Raw genomic sequence first — 19,410 nt, forward strand, 5'->3', positions numbered from 1 at the left:
GGTGGGGACGCCGCCACCGAGGCGATGAGAAGATGTGTCCTGAGCGTGATGACCGGCCGGAACGGCATGAGTGATCTTGGCGTAACGTGTGCCGCATGTCCGATCAGGGGGAGCGCAGTGTGCGCTGGACCGAAATGAGCGAGAGCGAGCCGCGGGACGGCGCGGACGGTGCGACCGGGCCGCAGGCGGCCTTCCCCGAGCCGAAGGTGCCGGAGGTGCCGGTGCCCCCGCCGACGGGCCGCACCGACTTCTCCGCGTCCGGCGAGGGCGCCGGGACGCACGACGTCTGGGGCAAGGTCGAGACCGGGCGCCGGGAGACCGCGGCGGGCGAGGAGCCGGACCCCGAGGACGTCAAGGTGGCGCCTGTGGCCGAGGAGGCGCCCCAGTGGGAGGGGTCGCTCTTCGACGAGGGCGCCGACGACGGTGACGCCGACGACAGGTACGTCCCGGCCGTCCCCACCGGGTCCGGGCAGCCGGCGAAGCCCGGCAAGCCGAGCAGCGGCAACTGGCAGATGCCCGACTGGATGGCCGACGAGGACGCCGCGGACGCCAAGCTCGGCGGCTCGCCGAAGCCGCAGCGCGACGTCCTGGACGAGCGCGGCGGACGCTCCCGGCTCGTGCTGTTCGGCGGGGTCGGCCTGCTGGTGGTCGCGCTCCTCGCGGCCGGCGGCGTCTACTTCATGAAGAGCGGCGACGACGAGCCCGCCGACACCTCCGACACGTCCGGCAACGCCGACCGGCGGGCCGCGGCGGAGCAGTCCGAGGCGGCGCAGGCGGAGATGCCGCCGGACAAGCGCCTCGCGACGTTCGCCGGGAAGCCGAGCCGGATGCTCGGGCGGGTCAACGACGCCCACTCCGGGCTGTCGTATCCGCGGCTGGCCGCCCCCTGGCAGGTGCCCACCAAGAAGAACAAGCTGGGCACGCCGGGATGGTCGGGGCAGCAGATCCTCCTGACCGAGCGGCACGCGGGACGGTTCTGGTACGGGCAGCTCCTCACCGGCACGCTGATCCCGAGCCTGCAGAGCGCCTACCAGGGGCCGGACAGCGTGAAGACCGTGGCCGGCATGGCCGCGAAGGGCTACGAGGCGCAGTACTACGCGTTCCCCCACAAGTCGGCGCCCCTGGCGTCGCAGGCGCTGAACGTGGACGGGCACAAGGGCTGGCTGGTCGCCTCGTACCTCACCTACAAGCGGTCCGGGGTGCGCGCGACGGGTGAGATCGTCGTCATGGCGGTCGTCGACACCGGCCGGAAGGCGCCGGCGGTGGTGTTCGCGTCGATGCCGAACACGCACCGCAAGCAGTGGCCGGACGTCAACCGGTTCCTCGGGCAGCTCAAGATCGCCTCCTGACCGACGGCCTCCCGGCCGACCGCCTCCTGACAACCGAATCCCGTTCTCATACGCTGGGCCACCCCTGAGAAAGGTGTGGCCATGGCCATCGGGCTGACCGAGGAACACGAGGCGCTGGCGGCGTCGGTGCGCGGCTTCGCCGAGCGGGCCGTCACGCGGGAGGCCGTCCGGGACGCGGACGCGGGCTTCTGGCCCGCGCTCGCCGAACAGGGGCTCCTCGGCCTGCACCTGCCCGAGGACGTGGGCGGCGAGGGCTTCGGGATCCTGGAACAGGCCGTTGCACTGGAGGAACTGGGACGGGTGCTCGCTCCCGGCCCGTATGCGCCGACCGTGCTCGCCTCCGCGATCCTGCACGCGGCCGGGGCGGACGTGCGCGGGCTCGTCGCGGGAGCCCGGAAAGCGGCGGTCGGGCTTTCCGGCGGCCTCGCCACGAACGGCTCCAGCGTCTCCGGGACGGTGCAGCCGGTGCTGGGCGCCCCGCTCGCCGACCTCTTCGTCCTCCCGGCCGGTGACCGGTGGGTCGTCCTCGGGCGGGACGATGTCACCGTCGAGCCGTTGGAGTCCCTCGACATCACCCGTCCGGTGGGATCGGTCACGGTCGAGGGCGTGTCCCTTCCGGACGAGTGCTTCGTCAGCGGCGTGGACGTGCACGCTCTCGCGGCCGTCCTCCTCGGGGCCGAGGCATGCGGCGTGGCAGGACGTGCCCTGGACGACGCCGTCGCGTACGCGAAGCTGCGCGAGCAGTTCGGCCGTCCGATCGGCCAGTTCCAAGGCGTCAAGCACAAGTGCGCGCGGATGCTCATCGCCGTTGAGCGCGCCAGGGCGGCGGTGTGGGACGCCGCGCGCGCTCTGGACGAGCCAGAAGACCAGCGCGCCTACGCCGTCGGAGTGACGGCCGTTCTGGCGGCGGACGCCGCCGTCACCTGCGCCGAAGGCAGCATCCAGATCCATGGGGGCGTCGGTTACACCTACGAGCACGATGCCCACCTTCTCTACCGGCGGGCCCTCACCCTTCGCGCGCTCCTGGGACGGGCCGGCACGCACCGCGCGGAGGTCGCCGCGCTCGCGGTCAGGGGCGTCCGGCGCCCGATGAGCATCGAACTGGCCGAGGAGGCCGCGCCGGTCCGCGAGGACATCCGCGCCCGCGTCGCCGAACTGGCAGCGATGGAACCGCTCGAACAGCGCGCCGCGATGGCCGAGGGCGGCTGGGTGACGCCGCACCTGCCGGAGCCCTGGGGACGGGACGCCGGTCCCCTCGAACAGATCGTGATCCAGCAGGAGCTCGGCGCGGCGAAGGTGCGGCCGGTGCCGCTGATGATCGCGGCATGGGTCGTGCCCTCGCTGGTCCAGTACGGGACGGCCGGGCAGCAGGGGCGGTTCCTGCCGCCGACGCTGCGCGGCGAGATCATCTGGTGTCAGCTGTTCTCCGAGCCGGGCGCGGGCTCCGACCTCGCCGGGCTGCGGACCCGCGCCGAGCGCGCCGAGGGCGGCTGGACGATCACCGGGCAGAAGATCTGGACGTCGCTGGCCCGCGAGGCGCAGTGGGGGATCTGCGTCGCGCGCACCGATCCGGACCGTCCCAAGCACGAGGGGATCACCTACTTCCTCGTCGACATGGCCTCGCCCGGCATCGAGGTCCGCCCGCTGCGCGAGTGCACGGGCGACGCCGTGTTCAACGAGGTCTTCCTCGACGGGGTGTTCGTGCCGGACGACCTCGTCGTCGGCCCGGTCAACGAGGGCTGGCGCGTGGCCCGCACGACGCTGGCGAACGAGCGGGTCGGCCTGACGAGCAGCTTCCAGCTCGGCGGCGACCTGCCCAAGCTGCTCGACCTCGCGGCCGAACTCGGCCTGGACGGGGACCCCGTCGTCCGCGACGGGATCGGGCGCCTCGCCTGCGACGAGCACGCGTTCAACCTGCTCGGGCTGCGCGCCACGCTCAAGCGGCTGTCGGGCACCGACCCGGGCGCGACGGCGAACGTCCGCAAGCTGGTGGCGATGGAGCACGGTCAGCAGGCCACCGAGTTCGGGTTCACGCTGCTCGGCGAGGAGGGCGCCCTGACCGGCGGGCGCCGCGATCCCCTGCGCGCCCGCTGGACCCGCTACCTGCTCGCCTCCCGGGCGATGACGATCGGCGGCGGCACCACCGAGGTCAACCTGAACGTGATCGGCGAGCGGATCCTCGGCCTGCCCCGCGACCCCGAGCCGGTCGGGTAGCGTCCAGGCTCACATGCGGGAGCGGACTGCTTGACCGACCGGACGCGGCACCTGGTGGCCGTCCTCACCGGCCTCGGGCTCGGGCTCGCGGCACTGGGGCCGGGGCTCGCGCCCGGCTTCGTGCTGTCCTACGACATGGTGTTCGTGCCCGACCCTGCGTTCACACGCCTGACGTTCGGGCTGACCGGGGTCGTGCCCCGGCACGTGCCGAGCGACGCGTTCGTCACCGCGCTCGCCGCGGTCGTCCCGGCGGACGCGGTGCAGAAGCTCGTCCTGCTGGCGGTCTTCGTGATGGCGTGCACGTCGGCGGCGTCGCTGGTCCCGTCGCCCCGGCTGCTGCCGCGCCTGGCCGCCGGCGTCTGCTACGCCTGGAACCCGTTCGTCGCCGAACGCCTGCTGCTCGGGCAGTGGGCGCTCCTCCTCGGCTACGCGGCCCTGCCCTGGGTGGTGGCCGCGGCCGCGCGGACGGACGGGCCCGGCGGAGGGCGCCGTCTCGTCCGCGCCCTCCTCCCCGCCGCGATCGGCGGTTTCGCGGCCCTGGCGGTCTCCGCCATGACGGCCCTCGCCGTCGCCCTCGTGACCCCGCCGGGGGCCGAGCGTCTCCGCGCCGGCCTGCGGGTCGTGGCCGCCGCGGGCGTGCTCAGCCTGCCCTGGCTGATCCCCGGGGCCCTGCGCCCGGCGGGCCTGCCGGGGGACGGGACGGCCGTCGACCTGTTCGCGGCCAGGGCGGACACTCCGTTCGGAACGCTCGGCAGCCTGCTCCTGCTCGGCGGGGTGTGGAACGGCGAGACGGTGCCGAGGGGCTACGGGGCACCGGTCATCGCGACGATCTGGCTGGTCGTGGTGGTGGTCGCACTGGCCGCCTACTGGGGATGGTGCCGGGAGCCCGGCTGGCGGCGGGGCGCGGCCGTCGCGGCGGCGGCCGGGTTCGTCGTGGCGGCGCTGGGAGCGGTGGCGGCGCCCGTCCTCGAAGGCGTCATCGACCTCTGGCCCGGGTTCGCCGTCCTCCGGGACGGGCAGCAGTTCGCGGCCCCGCTCTCCGTCGTGGTCGCCGTGGGGCTGGGGGTGGCCGCCGACCGGGCGGCCCAGGCCCGGTGGCCGGGAGTGGCCGTCGCCGCGGTGGCGGTCCCGGTCCTCCTGCTGCCGACGCTGGCGTGGGGTGCGGCGGGCGATTTGCGGTCCGTCCGATACCCGGACGACTGGGCGCGCGCACGGCGGATCATCGACGGCGACCCCGCCCCCGGGGACGTGCTGGTCCTGCCCTGGGCGTCCTACCGGAGCTTCCCCTGGAACCACGGGCGCCGGGTGCTCGACCCGATGCCCCGCTACCTGCACCGCCGCGTCATCGTGGACGACGCCGTCACCGTGGGCGGAACGACGGTCGCGCCCGAGGACCCGAGGGCGGTCGCGCTCGCGCCCTCGGCGCGGACCGGAACACCGCCCGCGGCGACGCTGCGTGACGAGGGCGTACGGTACGTCGTCGTGGACGCGGAGCCGGGGGCCAACCGTCCCTCTGGCGCGGCCATGGAGGTACTGCGCGGCCCTGACCTGGTCGTATACCGGATCGAGGGAGCCGCGGGCGGAGCCCGGGACGCGGTGCCGGTCGCGCCCGTGGTGGCCGCGTGGGTGCTGACGAGTCTCGCCGTTTTCTGGTCAATCACGGCCTCAAGGACTACTCTGAGCTTCCCGTTACTCGGCGGTATCACGCCCCGCAGACCCCGCCCCCGACGAAGGACCCCCTGATGCGCATCGCCATCGCCGCAATCGTCGGCGTCCTGCTGGCCTCCGGAGCCTCGTTCGGCGCGGTCCAGCTCGCAAGCGCCTCCCAGAAGGACCCCGTCATCAAGCCGCTGTACAACTACGGCTCCCGGTGACGTGTAGGCCCTGATGGGGATCAGGCGTGACCGGCCCGCACTTCTGGAGATCGTCGTTCCCGCCTTCAACGAGGCCGACCGGCTTCCGGCGGGACTGGATCTGCTGTGCGACAAGCTCGCGGGCCTTGCGGCGCGGGCCGAGGTCATCGTCGTCGACAACGCCAGCACCGACGGGACGGCCCGCATCGTCGAGTCCTGGGACGGGCCGGTCCCCGTCCGGCTGGTGCGCTGCGAGCGCCGGGGAAAGGGAGCGGCGGTCCGCGCCGGACTGCTCGCGACACGGGCCCCTTACGTGGGCTTCATGGACGCCGATATGGCAACAGACCTCGCCGCGCTGGACGAAGCCATCGTCCTGCTGCGCGAGGGCCGCCCGGTCGTGGTCGGGTCAAGGCGCCACGGTCGGTCGGTCGTCCAGGGGTACGCGCTGCCCGTCAGGCGCCTCGGCGCCATCATCTTCAACCGGATCGTCCGCGACCTCGTGGGCGGCATCCCCGACACCCAGTGCGGGTTCAAGTTCTTCTACGGCCCGCTGGGACGGGCCGCGGCGGCGGACCTGCGCACGTCGGGCTTCTCGTTCGACGTCGAACTCCTCGCCCACTGCGTGCGGCGCGGAGCGTCCGTGACGGACATCCCGGTGATCTGGCGTGACCGTCCGGGATCGACGTTCTCGGTCCGGCGGCATTCGTTGCGGTGCCTGCTCGACCTGGCCCGGATCCGCGCGCGCGCCGGAGTCAGGTTGCCCGTCATTCCGGTGAGGCCGAACATCCCGGTCGTGCCGCTGCGGGCGGTGTTCGGTGAGCCGGGTCCGGTGCAGGTCGCCCTGTCGGAGCCCATCGCCCTGTCGAATCCGGTCGCCCTGTCGAACGCGGTCGCACTGGCAGAGAACGTTCCCACGTCGCGCGCGAAGACGGGATGAGCGAGAACCTGCGGCTGGCGGTCGTCAACTGGCGGGATCCATGGCATCCCTCTGCGGGCGGCGCCGAACGCTACGCCTGGGAACTGGCGCGCCGGTTCGCCGGTGAAGGAGCCCGCGTCCATTACGTGACGAGCAGGGCGCCGGGCCAGAAACGCCGGGAACGGATCGAGGACGTGGAGTTCGTGCGTCTCGGCGGCCGTTTCACCGTCTACCCGCTCGTCCTGCTGTGGATGCTGGGTTTCCGCCTCGGGCGGCGGCGCTTCGACGCGGTCGTCGACTGCCAGAACGGCATCCCCTTCTTCACGCCATGGGTCGTGCCGCGCCGTGTCCCGGTGTTCTGCGTCATCCACCATGTGCACGACGCTCAGTTCGGCCTGTACTTCCCCGGATGGCTCGCATGGGTCGGCCAAGTCCTGGAGGGGCCGGTGAGCCGCTGGACGTACCGGCGCCATGCGCTCGTGGTCGTCTCGCCGTCCACGGAGCGCGCCGTGAGGGAGCGACTGGGCTGGACTGGGCCGACCCACGTCGTCCCCAACGGAACGGTGGTCGCCGATCCCGACGGCGCGGTCTCGGAGCCGGCCGGGGACCCCGATCTGGTCTGCGTGACCCGGCTCGTCCCGCACAAGCGACTCCCTCTGCTCCTCGATCTCGCGGGGGCCCTTCGCGAGACGCATCCCGGACTGAGGCTCCACATCGTCGGGGACGGCCCCGAGGCGGGCGCTCTCACGGCCGGGATCAGAGCCCGCGGCTTGGAGAAGGTCGTCATCGCGCACGGCTACGTCCCCGAGAACGTGAAGGCGGCCCTGGTCGCCCGTGCCGATCTGCACCTCAGCACATCCCAGGGCGAGGGCTGGGGCCTCAGCGTCATCGAGGCCGCGGCGCTCGGCGTCCCGACCGTCGCGCACGACGTCGACGGCCTGCGCGACGCCGTCCGCGACGGGGCCACCGGATGGCTCGTCCGCGAGGGCGACGACCAGGCCGACGTCGTCCGACGCGCCCTCGAGGACCTGGGCGATCGCACGGAACGCGATCGTGTCGCCACGGAATGTCAGAGGTGGGCGGCAGAGTTCGACTGGGCGCGCACCACCGCCCGGATGCGGGGCCTCATCACCTCCGCCGTCCGGGCCGATCCGGCCGGCGCGCGGGGCGACCGAAGGTACGGTGACGGACACCCTGGCTGACGCCCGGGGGAGCACAGAGACCCGGGGAAGGGCAGAGAGGGGCAGGGGGCGAGCATGGCCGTGGGAGAGGCGAATCCGCCTCGCGCCGGCGCGTCCCGCCGACCCGTGCCGGACGGCCCGGACGTCGCGGGCCGGGTGCGGGAGCGGCTGCGCGTCCTCGCGTGCTGCCTCGCGCTGACCGCGCTCGCGTTCGGCACCCGGCCCGGCGCGATCCTGGCCGACACCAAGATCGACATGGCGGTGAACCCGCTCGGGTTCCTCGGCCGCGCCCTGCACCTGTGGGACCCCGAGCAGTTCGGCCAGCTCCAGAACCAGGCCGTCGGCTACCTGTTCCCGATGGGTCCGTTCTTCGCGCTCGGCGACGTCGTCGGGATGCCGGCGTGGATCACCCAGCGGTTCTGGCTGGCGCTGCTGATGTGCCTGGCGTTCGTCGGCACCTGGCGGCTCGCGGGGCGTCTCGGCTTCGGCGCCGGCGAAGGCGCCGGCGGGGACGGGCAGGGCGCCCGCCTGTTCGCGGCGATGGCCTATGCGCTGGCCCCGAACGGGCTGGCCACGCTCGGGCAGATCTCCTCGGAGTACCTGCCGGTCGCGATGCTTCCCTGGATCGTCCTGCCGCTGGTCGGCGCCGCGTCCGGGGAGACCGGGCGGCTCAAGGCGGCGGCGAGGTCGGGCCTGGCGATCGCCTGCTGCGGCGGCATCAACGCGACCGCGACCGTCGCCGTGCTGGTCGTCCCCGTCGTGTACGTGGTGACGCGGCCGCGCGGGTCGTTCCGGGCGCGGATGCTCGCGTGGTGGTCGGTGGCGGCGGGCGCGGCGGTCGCCTGGTGGCTGGCCCCCCTCCTGCTCACCGGGACGTACGGGTTCTCCTGGCTGACCTACACCGAGAAGGCGCGGACGACGGCCGGGCCGACCGGCCTGATCAACGTGCTGCGCGGCGCGGAGCGCTGGGTCAACTACCTCATCGTGGACGGGCAGGTCTGGTGGCCGGTCGGGCACGGCCTCTCGCTCGGCCCGGTGGCGATCGTCTGCACGGGCCTCGCCGCCGCGCTCGGGCTCGCCGGGCTGCTGAGCCGGCTGCTGCCCGAACGGACGTTCCTGCTGCTCACGCTGCTCGCCGGGCTGGCGATCCTGTCGATGGGGCACCTCGGCGACCTGCCGGGCCCGTTCGCCGGGCAGCTCCGCGACCTGCTGGACGGCCCGCTCGCCCCGCTGCGCAACCTGCACAAGTTCGACGCGGTCGTCCGGCTGCCGCTCGCGCTCGGCCTCGCCCACGCGCTCGTCGCGGCCGCCCGCCGATCGGCGGGCGGTGCGCGGAGCCTGCGCCGCGGGGCCGAGCCGGCGTTCGGCAGGACGCTGAAGTCGCTGCTCGGCCTGCCGGTGGCCGCCGCCGTCGCGCTCGGCGGCATCGGCGTCACGGCCGCCTCGCACGGCCTGTCCGGGCCGGGCGAGTTCACGGAGGTGCCCCGGTACTGGCGGGACGCCGCGGCGTGGATCAACGCGCGGGCCGGGCGGCAGGGGGTGCTGGCCGTCCCGGGGGCGCCGTTCGGCGAGTACCTGTGGGGCCGCCCGATGGACGACGTCGTGCAGCCGCTGCTGCTGGCGCGGTGGGGGGTCCGGCAGCTCGTCCCGGCCGGGTCGCCCGGGTACACGCGCGCGCTGGACGCGATCGACCAGCAGGTCCGGTCCGGGCAGGGGTCGCCGGGCCTGAGCGCCTTTCTCGGCCGGATGGGCGTCCGGTACGTTCTGGTGCGCAACGACCTGCGGCGCGAGACGCTGCGCGGAGCCTGGCCCGCCCGCCTCCACCAGGCGCTCGGCGACTCGCCCGGCATGCGGAGGGTCGCCGCGTTCGGCGCGCCCGTCGGGGGAGACGCCGACGACGCGGTCACCGCCGTCGACCAGAAGTACCCGGCGCTGGAGGTCTACGAGGTCGGCGGAGCCGCCGGCGTCGCGAACCTCGCCGACGCCGCGAACCCCGTCCGCGTCTACGGAGGACCGGAGTCGCTGCTCGCCATGGCCGACGGCGGCACGCTGCCGGACGGGCCCGTCCTGCTGGACGACGACGCCGCCGACCTCAGGGGCGCCCCGGTCGTGACCGACTCGCCCCGCCTGCTGCGCCGCAACTTCGGCGAGCTGCACCAGACGTCCCCCACGCTGACCGCCGGCCGCGAGGGCGAGGCCGCCGACGTCCTGGACACGGGCTGGAGGCGCTACGCGACCCACGTGACGTACGGCGGCGGCGTCCGCGACGTCACGGCGTCCACGTCGGCGGCGGGCGACGACGCCGTCCCGCAGGCGCGCGAGCCCGAGGCGACCCCGTTCGCGGCGCTCGACGGCGACCAGTTCACCGCCTGGAAGACGGGCGGCTGGAACGGGCCGGTCGGGCAGTGGCTCCGCGTCGACTTCGACCGGCCCCGTGAGGTCCAGAGCCTCACCGCCGCGTTCCTCCAGGACGGGTCCCTCGGCCCGAGCATCTCGCGCGTCGCCGTCGAGACCGAGAACGGGACGGTGCGGCAGGACGTCCAGAAGATCGTGACCGGGCAGCCCCTCCGCGCACCCGGCGGCCCGACCCGCTGGGTGCGGCTGCGGATCCTCGGGCTGGCCTCCGAGCCGCTCGTTCCGGGCTTCGCCCGCGCGGGCGTCGCGGAGCTGTCGATCGGCGGAGTGCGGCCCGCCCGCACCTTCACGATGCCCGCGCCCGCCGGTGTCGACGGGCCCGCGACGTACGTGATGAGCCGGGCCCAGGGCGCCGCGGGCGAGTGCGTGAAGGGCAGCCGCCGCTGGGTGTGCTCGCCGTCCCTCGGGTCCGGCGACGAGGAGGAGGCGGGATTCGACCGGACGTTCACCGCCGCCGCCCCGGGCAAGGCCGCCGTCACCGGGACGGCCGTGCTCACCGACCGGCGGCTCGTCGAACGGTTCACCGCCGTCCGCGGGCAGCCGGCCGTCGCCGCGAGCTCGGTTCTGGCCGATCACCCCGCCGACCAGCCGAGGTCGGGTTTCGACGGCGACCCGCAGACGGCCTGGATCGCGGGGGAGCGGGACGAGGCGCCCACGTACACCGTCCGCTGGAAGGGCCGCAAACGGCTGGCGGCCGTCACCGTCACCCGTCCGCCCACCGCGTCGGGGCCGATGCGCGTCCGGGTCGAGGGGGAGAACGGCCAGACCCGGGAAGGGCTGTCCGACGCCCAGGGCAGGCTGGCGTTCGCCCCGATGACGACCGACCGGGTCACGTTCACCTTCTTCCGGGAGCGCCAGGCCCAGCCCATCCAGGTGACCGACCTCGTCATTCCCGGCGTCAAGCCGATCCCCGACGTCCGCGCCTTCCCGCTGCGGCTGCAGTGCGGGTACGGCCCGAAGCTCCGGATCGGCGGCGCCGCCGTCCAGACCAGGGCGACCGGCACGCTCGGCGACCTGCTCGCGGGCCGGCCGCTGCGGTTCGGCGCGTGCACGCCGGCCGCGCTCCAGGCGGGCCGGAACCGGCTGGCGTCCACGCCGTTCGACCCCTACCGCCTCGACACGGTGACGGTCGGCGCGAAGCCGGGCGAGGCCGCGGCGGCCCGGCCGCCGCAGCAGGTCAAGGTGCTCAGCTGGGGGTCCGGCACGCGCAGGCTGGAGGTGGACGCCGCCGCCTCCTCCTTCCTCACGGTGAACGAGAACTTCAACGCCGGCTGGCGCGCGACCGTGGGCGGCACCGAGCTGCGGGCCGTCCGCCTCGACGGCTGGAAGCAGGGCTGGGCCGTCCCGAAGGGCACCAGCGGCGTCGTCGAGCTGGCCTACACCCCCGACCGTGCGCAGCGGATCGCCGTCGTCGCGGGCCTCAGCCTGCTGCTCGTCCTGCTGCTGGTCGCCGTCTGGCCGGGCGGGCGCGGCGACCGGCGCCGCCAGGAGCCCCGCGCCCTCGTCGCCGGGACGGGCTGGCCGGCGTGGGCGGCGATCGGCCTCGCCGCCGCGCTCGGCGGCTGGATCGCCGGGGTGCCCGGCCTCGCCGTCACGGTCGCCGTGGCGGCCGTCTGCGGCTGGGCCCGCACCCGCCGCTCCGCCGTGCCCCGCGCCCTCGCCTCGCCGTGGCCGGTCGCGCTCGCCATGCTCGCCGGGGCGGGCTGCCTCGCCGCCGGCGTCCGGCTCGACCTGCTCGACAACCCGGCGGCCCCGTCCGGCCCGCTCGGCGACCTCGCCCCGCAGCTGCTCGGGCTCGTGATCGTCGGGCGGCTCGCGGTCGAGCTGTGGCGCCCGAAGCCGCCCGGCGGCTCCGGCGGCCGGATCTCGCTCAGCTGGACGGCGCCCGGTCAGGGTCCGCCGGGCGGGACGGGGCCCGGCGCCGGGTCAGCCGCTGCACCGGCCACTCCACCAGATAGTGGGTCAGGGCCCCCGCTGCGATGGTCGCCGCAGCCATCAGCGGCAGATCCGTCACGACGTTCCCCCGGAAACCGCGGCCGGTCGCGTCGTACCAGGCGACGATGATCAGGAGCTGCCACAGGAACACGCCGTAGGAGATCCTGCCGAGGAACCGCATCACCGGGTTCCCCAGGATCGCGCCGAGCGCCGGGTGGTCCGCCGGAGCCAGCGCCACCGGCGCCACGAGCGCCGCCGCGCACAGCCCGAACACGACCACGTGCAGCAGGGACGTCCAGAAGGCGTCCGGCGTCTGGAGGCTGAGCGGCCCGGCGGCGGGCGTCGCCGCCACCACGTACAGCATCGCCGCCGCGACCCAGCACGCCGCCCACGAGTCCGACACGGCGCGGCACACCGCGGCCACGGGACGGCGCTCGTCCAGCCGCGCCCACACCGTCACCACCGCGAGCGCCATCCCGATCGCGAACCAGGCGAAGTACCGCGGCAGCCAGACCCCCATCCCGGTGTGCCGCTCCGGGACGAACATGAGGGCGGTCCACGGCAACGACAGCGCCGCGTACACGCCGATCCCGACGAGGAGCCGCCGGGCGCGGACGCCGGCGTCGTGGCTGCGCGTCCGGCGCGCGTACCAGGAGAGGGCGGCCGCGGTGAACGGGAGCAGGACGTACCAGCCGGCCTCGACGACGAGGCTCCACATCTGCCCGAGCTGCGCGGGCCCGAGGTCGCCGTTCCACCACGGGTCGGGCAGGTAGGTCTGCGTCAGGGTGAGCAGCGAAGCCCAGGTCAGCGGGTCGCCGATGTGGTCGCGCCCGGCGGTGACCATGAAGACCGCGACCACGGCCCAGTACGCGGGCAGGATGCGGAACACGCGCCGGCGCAGGTACTCGCCCGCCCGTGGGGCGGGCCGCCCGTCCAGGACGGCCGCCGCCCACGGGCGGTAGAGCAGCAGCCCCGAGAGCGCGAAGAAGATGGGCACGCCGACCTGGCCGCCATTGAACAGCCACCGGGCGCCGTTCGGGTTGGTGATCGAACCGGCCGCGCTCGCGACGTGGAAGACCAGGACGACGAGAGCCGCCACGGCCCGGAGGCCGTCCAGGGTGTCCTGGTGCCCCGATATGGGCGGCGCCGCAGGCCGGGCCGCCTGCGCGGCGGGTCTCACGGGCCGTGCCCCCCGGGCACGCCGTGCTTCCTGAGCACCAGGACGAGGTTCCAGGTGGCGACCTCGCGCAGGCCCGGGACGCGTACGACGGCCTCCGCCCAGCGCGGGTGGTAGCGGGGCAGCGCGTCCAGGACGGTCACCTGGTCGTTCCCGCGGGCCCATCTGAGCGCCGACGCCACCGACACCGGATGCAGGCCCAGGCCGAACCGGTTCTTCGGCGGGAACCCGTTCCGGCGCTCGTACCGCCGTGCGGCCCGGTCGCCGCCGAGATAGTGCCAGGGGGACGTCTCGTGGCCGCCCCAAGGGGACAGCCAGTTGGTGAACGACAGGAAGACCGTCCCGCCGGGCCTGGTGACCCGGACCATCTCGTCGGCCATGCGCCAGGGCGCGGGGACGTGCTCCAGGACGTTCGACGAGAAGCACACGTCGACCGACCCCGTCCGGAACGGGAGGGCCAGCGCGCTCCCCACGAGCGTGTTGGGCACATCGACGGCGTGCGCGGTCAGTTCGGAGAGGTCGTGGTCGATGCCCGTGCAGCGTGCTCCCGCCGCCGTCAGCGCGCGGGCGAAGAACCCGGAGCCCGTCCCCACGTCGACGACGGTCGCCCCCGCCAGGTCGGCGTACCCGCCGAGCTGGGCGACGGTGTCGCGCGCCATCAGGTCGTAGAAGTACTCCGGTTCGCTCTGCTCGCGCCGGAAGGCGCTCAGCAGCCGGACCGAACGCGCCAGCGTGGCCCGGTGCCCGTGCTCGGGACGCGCTCCGTCCCGCCTGGGGGGCGCCGCCGCCATCGCCACCTCACCGTCCGTGTCGTCCAGCCCGGTCGTCCCGCCGATCGGGCGCCCGCAAGGTAACGGGGAGCTTACCGACCAGTACGGCGGTCCGGTAGGGTGACCCGGACATGCTGGAGGTGGGGCCCGACGGCTCGGCGAGGCCCCCGCCCGCCGTGCGAGCGACGGCAGCCCCGGAGGTGTTCATGCGGCGACCGGTCGGCCTGGTCCTGATCGGCCTTGGCGCGTTCTTCCTCACGCTCGCGCCCCTCGTCCGTTTCTACGTGGCCGACCAGGTGGTCGTCGCGCCCCTGAACCGCTACCAGGTGACGAGCCTGGAGTCGAAGGGCTCCACGTACTTCGACGAGGCCGACCTCAAGCTCAAGACCGGCGTCACCCTGCTGGCCAAGAACACCGTCCGCGGGGACGTCCGCGCCAACGAGGGCAACGACGACATCGCCGTCTGGGACTCCACCACCAACATCTACAACCAGGAGAAGCCGGACAAGCCCGTCCAGATTCAGGGCTACCGCATCGCCTTCGACCGCCGGACGGGCGTCCTGACCAACTGCTGCGGGGCCAACGTCGACGGAGACAACGGCGTCCGGATGTCCGGATACGGGCTGCTGTTCCCCCTCGCGAACGTCCAGAAGAAGGACTACCCCTTCTACGACATGACGACCCGGCAGACGGCGCCGATGCAGTTCAACGCCGTCGAGAAGGTCCACGGGCTGACGACGTACCGGTTCACCCAGACGATCCCGCTGACCAAGACGGCCGCGCTGGACGCCAAGCTGCCCGCGAAGATGCTCGGCCTGCCCGAGGACGCGGGCGCCCAGAAGGTCGACCGGTACACCGAGGCCTACAACACCGTCTGGGTCGACCCGCGCACGGGCATTCCGGTCAAGCACCGCGAGAACATCCGCAGCACCGTCCGCACGTCCGACGGCAGGGGCTCGATGATCGTCGCGCAGGCCGACCTCATCACCGTCGACAAGGACCAGAGGGGCCTGGTCGACATGGCGAACAGCACCGCCCTGCAGATCGACATGGTGCGCAGCTACATCCCCGCCACCGGCGTCCTGCTCGGACTGATCATGCTGTTCGTCGGCGGCTACCTCGGCATGGGCCGCCGCGAGGCCCCGCCCCTGGAGGCCCCGCGCCGACCCGACGGCAAGTTCGGCGACATGACCCCGCCCGGCCCGCCCAGGCCGTCCGGTCCGCCCGGACCGTCCAAGCCGTCCGGCGCGCCCACCGAATCCGCGGCGCCCGTCGTGCCCTCCGCCGGAGGGCAGGAGTCCCGCCGTCCGGCGCCCCGCAGCCAGCGCCAGCAGCGCAAGGCCGCGGGCCCCGCGAAACGCCGCTGACCTCGGAGGCGGCCCGTCCCGTCGGCTCCGAGCCCGAGCCGTGTGGAGGGCCCGCGGCCGGCCGCGGGCGTCCAGCCGCCTTCGTGCCGCCTCCGCCCCCTTCCGCTGCGAATCTTTCTGGCGCGGTGAGCGCGGCCCCCTGACAGGCGCCTTCCGGGCCCCAAGCCGCCTCCGGCCCGCGCCCGCGGCGTGGCGCCGTGCGTCGGCTCGCCCCGCGCGGAGTTCCTTATTGATACGTGTTCTAGAAGCTGTGCGCGCATGCTTCCGGGATGAGATTGCTAACTAGAACCTGTTGCAGTTTTACGGGTCCGCGCCTAGGGTCGAGGCTGTGCGGACACGAGTCACCGAACTATTCGGCATCGAGTACCCGATCTTCGCGTTCAGTCATTGCCGCGACGTGGTCGCGGCGGTGAGCCGCGCCGGCGGCATGGGCGTCCTCGGCGCCCTGCATTTCACCCCCGAGGAGCTCGAACTCGAGCTGAAGTGGATCGACGAGCACGTCGGGGGCAAGCCCTACGGCGTGGACGTCGTGATGCCCGCCAAGTACGAGGGCGCCGACGCCGGCGACGCCGAGGAGTTGCTCGGCAAGCTGCAGGGCATGATCCCGGCGCAGCACCGGGAGTTCCTGGAGAACCTGCTGGCCGAGCACGGCGTGGAGCCGCGCGGCGAGCAGGCCGGCAAGGCGCTGCTCGGCTGGACGGACGTGACCGCGCGGCCGCAGGTCGAGGTGGCGCTCAAGCATCCGATCGCGCTGCTGGCCAACGCGCTCGGGCCGCCCCCGGCGGACGTCGTCGAGCAGGCGCACGAGCACGGCGTGAAGGTCGCCGGGCTGGCCTCCAACGCCCGGCACGCCCGCAAGCAGGTCGAGGTCGGCGTGGACATCATCGTCGCGCAGGGCACCGAGGCCGGCGGGCACACCGGCGACGTCGCCACGATGGTCCTCATCCCCGAGGTCGTGGACGCCGTCGGCGAGGACACCATCGTGCTCGCGGCGGGCGGCATCGGCCGGGGCCGCCAGATGGCCGCCGGCATGGCGCTCGGCGCGGACGGCGTCTGGACGGGCTCGATCTGGCTGACGGTCGACGAGGCCGACACCCCGGAGCGCGCCCTGCCGAAGCTCCTCAACGCCACGTCCCGCGACACCGTCCGGTCCCGGGCCTGGACGGGCAAGCCCGCGCGCTTCCTCAAGACCGCGTGGACCGAGGCTTGGGAGAGCGAGAACTCACCGGGCTACCTCCCGATGCCCATGCAGTTCATGCTGATCGCCGACGCCCTGCCCCGGATCCAGCGGTCCGGCGACGGCGAGCTGGTCACCTTCCCGGTGGGCCAGATCGTCGGCTCGATGAACCAGGTGAAGCCCGCCGCCCAGGTGGTCTACGACCTGATCGAGGAGTACGTCGAGGCGATCGAGCGCCTCAACGCCATCACCGAGGGCTGACCGCCCCCGAAGGCCCCGGCCGGCGCTGTTCCTCCCAGCCCCGGCCGGGGCCGCGCGCGTTCCCGGCCGCGGATCCGCGGAACGGTCGCGCGAAGATCATTAAAGCCCGGATGCCGACGGCGGCCGACTGTTACGGTGTGCCGCTATCAAGATCATTTCGACTGAAAAGGTATCGGGTGAAGAGAAGTAGCAGGCTCGCCGTGTTCGCGGGGACCACCCTCGCCCTGGGCGCGATCGCCGCCGCCGGGATCACCGCGGCGAGCCCTGGCGAGCACCGCGCGTCGTCCGTTGGAGCCGCCGATGGGACGACGTGGCCCATCGTCCAGAGCAGCCCCACGGCCGACACCGGCACCAGCCTCAGTGGTCTCGCCGCGGCACCCGACGGCACCATGTGGGCCGCCGGAGGCCGGCAGGCGAGCGGCGTCTACAAGCCGATCCTCCAGCGCCTGACCGGCAGCACGTGGAGCAACGTGACACTGCCGGCGGCCGCCGCCCCGTACCGCTTCAACGCCGCCGCGGCCACGTCGGCGTCGAACCTGTGGCTGGCCGCCCAGCTCAACACCTCGGGCGACTCCCACGCCGTGCTGCAATGGAACGGCACGGCCTGGAAGACGTTCAAGGTCCCGCTGAGCTTCCAGCCCAGCGACATCGCCACCGCCGGCCCCGGCAGCACATGGGTGGTCAGCAGTTCGGCGGCCAAGCACTGGAACGGCACGGCCTGGGCCGACACCCCGATCGGGATCAAGCCCCGCGCGATCACGGCCGTCTCGCCCACCAGCGCGTGGGCGGTCGGCTGGGCCGAGGGGCAGCCCGCCACGGCCCACTGGAACGGCACCTCGTGGACCAACGTTCCGTTCCCCCGGATCGACGGCGTGGACGTCAAGAGTGAGATCGCGTCCACCCTGAGCGACGTGTACGCCGCCTCTGCGAACGACGTCTGGGCGGTCGGGTCGGTGCGGGTGATCGACGAATCGGGTCAGAAGGTCTCGCGTTCGCTGCTGGCGCACTGGAACGGCACCGCGTGGAGTAACGTCCTCGGTTCTCCCGGCACCTACCTGACCAAGGTCGCCTCGGACGGCGCGGGCGGTATCTGGGTCTCCGCCGGCGCCAACATGCGTCACCGCACCGCGGCGGGCGTCTGGTCCGACGAGAGCCTGGCCCAGCCCACCGGGACGAAGGCCATCCCCTCGGAGCTGGCCCTCCGCCCGGGCACCACGACCATGTGGGCGGTCGGCTGGACGAGCACCGACGCGACCCGGTGGGCCGACCTGGCGCACTGGCGCAGCAACTGACGGTGATCCAACCGGACCGGCGCCCGCCCGCGGAAGACTCGTCTCCGGGGGCGGGCGCCGGTCCGTTCGCGTCCGGGGCGGCGGCTCCTCCCGCGCCTCCGGCCAGGACCTTCGGCCCGCGGGCGGGCCGAAGGCGGGTCAGAAGCGGGTCATCCAGGACAGCGCGCGGGCCAGGACGTAGTAGACGGCGCCGGCGAGGGCCCAGTTGATGTAGAGCTGCTCGTCGGGGTCGCTGCGCGTGAAGACGTCGTGGAACGGCGTGGCAAGCCAGCGTCCCGCGTCGAGTGTGGCGTCCACCAGGGTGTTCGCCGGATTCGCGTCGCCCCACGTCAGCAGCATGCCGAGGGCGAGGACGGCGACCGCCGCCCAGCCCGCCGCCATGATCATCGCGCTGACCGGGTTCGGCCTGCTGCGCCGCCACCGCGGCGGCTTGCGCTGGACGGCTGTGCCGTCCGTCCGCCGCCAGAGCGTCCGCCGGGGCGGACGGGGGGACGTCTCCTCCGGCGTCTCGTGCTTGCGTCCCAGATGCAGGGCCATGGCAGGTCCTTCCGTGCTCGCCTTCGCCCCAGGCGATGCCACGCGAGGGCTCCCGCAAACCCGGCCCCTATTTACGGACAGTCCGTTATCGGATCATCGGTCAGAGCCGGGCCAGACCCGGCCGGGGCGGACGGTCACTTGCCGTGGTAGACGGGCGGGCGCTTCTCCTTGAAGGCGCGCGAGCCCTCCTTGGCGTCCTCGGAGCCGATGACCGGCCAGCCGATCTCGTCGGAGATCTTGAGGGCGTCCTCCTCGGACAGGTGCTGGGTCTCGCGGTAGGTGCGCAGGATGCCCTGGACGGCCAGGGGGCCGCAGGCGGCGATCTGGTCGGCCAGTTCGCGGGCGGCGGCGAGCGCCTGCCCGTCCGGGACGATCTTGTTGATCAGGCCCATGGCGAGGGCCTCCTGCGGGGTGACCGAGCGGGCGGTCAGCAGGATGTCCATCGCGTTGGCGTAACCGATCTGGCGGGGGAGGCGGATCGCGGAGCCGCCCATGGGGAACAGGCCGCGCTTCGCCTCGTACAGGCCGAGGGTGGCGCCCTCGGCGACCACGCGCAGGTCGGTGCCGACGAGCAGCTCCGTGCCGCCGGCCACGGCGTAGCCCTCGATGGCGCAGATCAGCGGCTTGGTCGGCTGGCCCTCGCGCAGCAGGCCCTTCCAGTGGAAGTCGGGGATCTGCGCCATCCGCTCCTGGACGCGGGGGTCGGACGGCTGCTGCCCCATCGCCTTCAGGTCGGCACCGGCGCAGAACGTGCCCTCGGCCCCGGTGAGGATGGCGACGCGGACCTCGGGGGTGTCGGAGATGTAGGCCCAGGCGTCGGCGAGGCCCACCAGCATGGACGAGCTGAGCGCGTTGCGCGCCTCCGGGCGGTTCATCGTGACGATGACGACGTGGCCGTCGCGCTCGACGATGCAGTGCTCGGTGCTGATCGGCAGCCGTTCCGTCATGGTTCCTCCAGCTCAGATG

Annotated in this window: 13 protein-coding genes and 1 pseudogene; 10 read left to right on the forward strand and 4 right to left on the reverse strand. The window is 73.7% G+C overall.

Features of this window, described 5'->3' with window-relative positions; translation table 11 throughout:
• Window positions 1-95: 95 nt before the first annotated feature.
• The 7 genes and pseudogenes from AB0H37_RS10745 to AB0H37_RS10775 form a co-directional block, all read left to right on the forward strand.
• A complete protein-coding gene (locus AB0H37_RS10745; protein WP_360612234.1) occupies window positions 96-1,349 on the forward strand; it encodes a hypothetical protein in 1,254 nt (417 codons plus the stop codon).
• Window positions 1,350-1,430: 81 nt separating this feature from the next.
• Complete coding sequence (locus tag AB0H37_RS10750) at window positions 1,431-3,563, forward strand: acyl-CoA dehydrogenase (RefSeq protein WP_329085898.1); 2,133 nt, start codon at window positions 1,431-1,433, stop codon at window positions 3,561-3,563.
• Between the two features lie 30 nt (window positions 3,564-3,593).
• Complete coding sequence (locus AB0H37_RS10755) at window positions 3,594-5,306, forward strand: hypothetical protein (RefSeq protein ID WP_329085900.1); 1,713 nt, start codon at window positions 3,594-3,596, stop codon at window positions 5,304-5,306.
• Window positions 5,306-5,437 carry a hypothetical protein gene (locus tag AB0H37_RS10760; protein WP_258942032.1) on the forward strand — a complete coding sequence of 44 codons (132 nt, stop codon included), beginning with the start codon at window positions 5,306-5,308 and terminating at the stop codon, window positions 5,435-5,437. Before AB0H37_RS10755 ends, AB0H37_RS10760 begins: the two co-directional genes overlap by 1 nt.
• 13 nt (window positions 5,438-5,450) lie before the next feature.
• On the forward strand, window positions 5,451-6,353 hold the full coding sequence (locus AB0H37_RS10765) for a glycosyltransferase (protein ID WP_360612235.1): 903 nt from the start codon (window positions 5,451-5,453) through the stop codon (window positions 6,351-6,353).
• On the forward strand, window positions 6,350-7,534 hold the full coding sequence (locus tag AB0H37_RS10770) for a glycosyltransferase family 4 protein (RefSeq protein WP_360612236.1): 1,185 nt from the start codon (window positions 6,350-6,352) through the stop codon (window positions 7,532-7,534). The genes AB0H37_RS10765 and AB0H37_RS10770 overlap by 4 nt, the downstream gene beginning before the upstream one ends.
• Window positions 7,535-7,588: 54 nt before the next feature.
• Window positions 7,589-9,691 (forward strand): annotated as a pseudogene (locus tag AB0H37_RS10775) (alpha-(1->3)-arabinofuranosyltransferase family protein); the annotation flags it as partial.
• A 2,107-nt stretch (window positions 9,692-11,798) separates the two neighbouring features.
• Here the strand turns inward: AB0H37_RS10775 and AB0H37_RS10780 are convergent.
• Complete coding sequence (locus AB0H37_RS10780) at window positions 11,799-13,043, reverse strand: acyltransferase (protein ID WP_360612237.1); 1,245 nt, start codon at window positions 13,041-13,043, stop codon at window positions 11,799-11,801.
• Entirely contained in the window at window positions 13,040-13,831 is a 792-nt protein-coding gene (locus tag AB0H37_RS10785) for a methyltransferase domain-containing protein (protein ID WP_360612238.1), read from the reverse strand. The genes AB0H37_RS10780 and AB0H37_RS10785 overlap by 4 nt, the downstream gene beginning before the upstream one ends.
• Window positions 13,832-13,941: 110 nt before the next feature.
• Here AB0H37_RS10785 and AB0H37_RS10790 point away from each other — a divergent pair, with 110 nt between their 5' ends.
• The 3 genes from AB0H37_RS10790 to AB0H37_RS10800 all read left to right on the forward strand — a co-directional run bounded on the left by AB0H37_RS10790 (window position 13,942) and on the right by AB0H37_RS10800 (window position 17,907).
• Window positions 13,942-15,177: a DUF3068 domain-containing protein gene (locus tag AB0H37_RS10790; RefSeq protein ID WP_229809992.1), complete on the forward strand. Its 1,236-nt coding sequence runs from the start codon at window positions 13,942-13,944 to the stop codon at window positions 15,175-15,177.
• A 328-nt stretch (window positions 15,178-15,505) separates the two neighbouring features.
• Window positions 15,506-16,615 carry a nitronate monooxygenase gene (locus AB0H37_RS10795; RefSeq protein ID WP_179837403.1) on the forward strand — a complete coding sequence of 370 codons (1,110 nt, stop codon included), beginning with the start codon at window positions 15,506-15,508 and terminating at the stop codon, window positions 16,613-16,615.
• 176 nt (window positions 16,616-16,791) lie between these two features.
• Entirely contained in the window at window positions 16,792-17,907 is a 1,116-nt protein-coding gene (locus AB0H37_RS10800) for a hypothetical protein (protein ID WP_360612239.1), read from the forward strand.
• A 138-nt stretch (window positions 17,908-18,045) separates the two neighbouring features.
• Here AB0H37_RS10800 and AB0H37_RS10805 read toward each other — a convergent pair whose 3' ends face one another.
• Both AB0H37_RS10805 and AB0H37_RS10810 read right to left on the reverse strand, forming a co-directional pair.
• Entirely contained in the window at window positions 18,046-18,444 is a 399-nt protein-coding gene (locus AB0H37_RS10805; RefSeq protein WP_179837401.1) for a hypothetical protein, read from the reverse strand.
• 134 nt (window positions 18,445-18,578) lie between these two features.
• Complete coding sequence (locus tag AB0H37_RS10810) at window positions 18,579-19,391, reverse strand: crotonase/enoyl-CoA hydratase family protein (protein ID WP_329085921.1); 813 nt, start codon at window positions 19,389-19,391, stop codon at window positions 18,579-18,581.
• Window positions 19,392-19,410 lie beyond the last annotated feature (19 nt).

The organism is Actinomadura sp. NPDC023710 (genome assembly GCF_040639875.1).
Lineage (GTDB): Bacteria > Actinomycetota > Actinomycetes > Streptosporangiales > Streptosporangiaceae > Spirillospora > Spirillospora citrea.